Source organism: Aeromonas sp. HMWF015 (assembly GCF_963878965.1).
GTDB lineage: Bacteria > Pseudomonadota > Gammaproteobacteria > Enterobacterales > Aeromonadaceae > Aeromonas > Aeromonas veronii.
This window is the reverse complement of record NZ_CAWNZT010000341.1, coordinates 26,206-29,046: the sequence shown is the minus strand read 5'-3', so window position 1 is coordinate 29,046 and position 2,841 is coordinate 26,206. Positions and strand designations below refer to the sequence as shown.

The window sequence follows — 2,841 nt, the reverse complement described above, 5'->3', positions numbered from 1 at the left end:
TGTAGGCATCCAGCCAGACCGTGTTGTCAGGTACTATGTCGTCAGGCCCGAGCGTGACTATGTCCAGCACCTTGTTGTTGAGAATGTAGGCGGTGATCATCTGTCCCCCCTTAAAAAGTCATGGGTAATCAGGGATGGTTGCACAGGTCATGCGGCCTTAGATCGCTGCAGAAGGCGATCCCGTGGGGGCCGATGGAAAACCTGAATGCGGCGAACTATACAGGGGCGGGCCGCGCTTGTCAGGGGCTATTCATCAGGGATTCAGCTTGTTTGTTCAAAAAAACAGCGAGGTCGGATCACCTGAGCGGCTATGCGGGGTAGAACCCAGCCTTTGGCTGGGGGAGGGCTAGCTGGGGCTGCTTGTTGCCGCTGCCCCGCTTCATCACATATTCGGATAATTGGGCCCGGAGCCCCCCTGTGGCGGTGTCCAGACGATGTTTTGACTGGGATCTTTAATGTCACAGGTCTTGCAGTGAATGCAGTTGGCGGCGTTGATCTGCAGTTTGGCCGCGCCTTCCGTTTCCAGTACTTCAAACACCCCGGCCGGGCAATAGCGTTGGGCGGGTTCGGCCCAGGTGGGCAGATTGACCTCGACCGGAATGCGCTCGTCCTGCAGCTTGAGGTGGCAAGGCTGATCCTCATCGTGACTGGTGTTGGCCAGATACACAGACGAGAGTTTGTCAAAGCTCAGCTTGCCATCGGGTTTGGGATAAGTGATGGGCTCGCAGCGGCTGGCCACGCGTAGCTGACGGTAATCGTGAGCCTTATCGAGCAGCTTGAAGGGCGAGTTTGCGCCAAACAGCTGTTGCTCCAGCCAGTTGAAGGCACCGCCCAACCAGGGACCATAGCGGTGAAGCGCCGCGCCGAAGTTGCGCGCCGCCTTGAGTTCGCGGGCCAGCCAGCTCTGGTGCAGCTCGTCACCATACTGGGCCAGATCCCGGCCCCCTTCATCGCCCCCCTGCAGCGCCATCGCGACGGTTTTTGCCGCCAGCATGCCGGACTTCATGGCGGTGTGGATCCCCTTGATCCGGGAAAAGTCGAGGGTGCCCGCATCACAACCGATCAGCAGGCCGCCCGGGAAGTGCATGCGGGGCAGGGCGTGCCAGCCCCCCTTGGTGATGGCGCGGGCGCCATAGCTGATGCGCTCCCCATCTTGCAACACGCCAGCGATAAGCGGGTGATGCTTGAGGCGCTGGAATTCGTCGAACGGGCTGAGCCAGGGATTCTGGTAGTTGAGATCGACAATCAGCCCGACCGCGACCTGATCCCCCTCCATGTGATAGAGATAGAAGCCACCGTGGCTATTGCCGCCCCCCTGCTTGCCAAGGGGCCAGCCACTGCCGTGCAGCACCTGTCCTGCTTTGCCTTGGCCAGCAGGCAGTTGCCACAGCTCCTTGAAACCGATGGCATAGTGCTGGGGCTGGGCAGGGCTTGCCAGGTTGAAGTCGGCGATCAGCTGCTTGCCGAGATGACCGCGGGCCCCTTCGGCAAAGAGGGTGTAGCGACCGAGCAGTGCCATGCCGGGCACATGATCTGCTTTCGGATTGCCCGCCCGATCCAGCCCCAGATCGCCGGTGATCACCCCCTTGACCCGGCCCGCTTCCATGATAAGTTCGCTGGCGGTAAATCCCGGGTATATTTCGACTCCCAGTTTTTCCGCCTGTTGGCCAAGCCAGCGGCAGAGATTGCCGAGGCTGATGATGTGACAGCCCTCATTGTGCATCCGGGGCGGCACCGCCCAGGCGGGGAGTTGCAGGGAACGTTGCTCGCTTTGCAGCAGATGAACCTGATCGTCGCTGACCGGCACGCCGAGCGGCGCTTGCTGCCAGCCATCCGGCAGCAGCTCTTCCAAGGCGACGGGATCAAACAGGGCGCCGGAGAGCAGATGGGCGCCAATTTCCGCTCCCTTCTCCAGCAGACAGACAGAGAGAGTGGCATCCTGCTGTTTCAGGGCGATGGCTGCACTGAGCCCCGCCGGACCGCCGCCGACGATGACGACATCAAATTCCATTGCTTCCCGTTCCATCTTGCCTCTGCGCTCTGGTTGGCCTAGGGTAATGCTGGTAGTTTACGTAAACGTAAAGCAGTTGTAAGCAAAACTGAGCAAGAAAAAGCAAAAAATCAGGGAAGAGCGTACTGCAACAAACGCAGAGGCACACTAATGAATTCAATCCAAAGAGACGAGGCATGACCCCATGAAGCTGCTGGTCGCAATCAAACGGGTAGTCGACTACAACGTCAAGATCCGGGTGAAGGGAGACGGCTCCGACGTGGAGCTCGCCAATGTGAAGATGGGGATCAACCCCTTTTGTGAAATTGCGGTGGAGGAGGGGGTCAGGCTGCGGGAAGCCGGGGTTGCCAGCGAACTGGTGGTGGTGACCTTTGGCCCTGACGCTGCCGCCGAGCAACTGCGCCATGGGCTGGCGCTGGGGGCGGATCGGGCGCTACATTATGTCACCGATGAGGCGCTCACCCCGCTGACTGTCGCCCGCGCCTTGCACAAGGTGTGTGAGCAGGAGCAGCCGGATCTGGTGCTACTCGGCAAGCAGTCCATCGATTCAGACAACAATCAGGTGGCCCAGATGCTGGCTGCCCTCAATGATTGGCCGCTGGCGACCTGTGCGTCAGCCCTCAAGGTGGAAGCGGGAGAACTGCTGGTGACCCGCGAAATTGACGGAGGCCTCGAGACCCTCGGCATGCCGTTGCCTGCGGTGGTGAGCGCCGATCTGCGTTTGAATGAACCGCGCTTTGCTTCGTTGCCCAACATCATGAAGGCCAAGCGCAAGCCGCTTGATAGCGCTCCGTTCTCGACACTCGCCGTTGAGTTGGCCAACCAGACCC

The 2,841-nt window shown here is 60.3% G+C and carries 2 protein-coding genes and 1 pseudogene; 1 reads left to right on the top strand and 2 read right to left on the bottom strand.

Features of this window, described 5'->3' with window-relative positions; all coding sequences use genetic code 11:
* Positions 1–100, bottom strand: a pseudogene (locus AACS18_RS17205) (magnesium/cobalt transporter CorA); the annotation flags it as partial.
* Positions 101–382: 282 nt separating this feature from the next.
* Positions 383–2,026: an electron transfer flavoprotein-ubiquinone oxidoreductase gene (locus tag AACS18_RS17200; protein WP_108612826.1), complete on the bottom strand. Its 1,644-nt coding sequence runs from the start codon at positions 2,024–2,026 to the stop codon at positions 383–385.
* Between the two features lie 169 nt (positions 2,027–2,195).
* Here AACS18_RS17200 and AACS18_RS17195 point away from each other — a divergent pair.
* On the top strand, positions 2,196–2,841 hold a 646-nt coding region (locus AACS18_RS17195), incomplete at its 3' end, for an electron transfer flavoprotein subunit beta/FixA family protein (protein ID WP_108612828.1).

Excerpts from the sequence above, each read along its gene's own strand:
- AACS18_RS17200 (WP_108612826.1), bottom strand. The coding sequence starts at position 2,026 with ATGGAACGGGAAGCAATGGAATTTGATGTCGTCATCGTCGGCGGCGGT.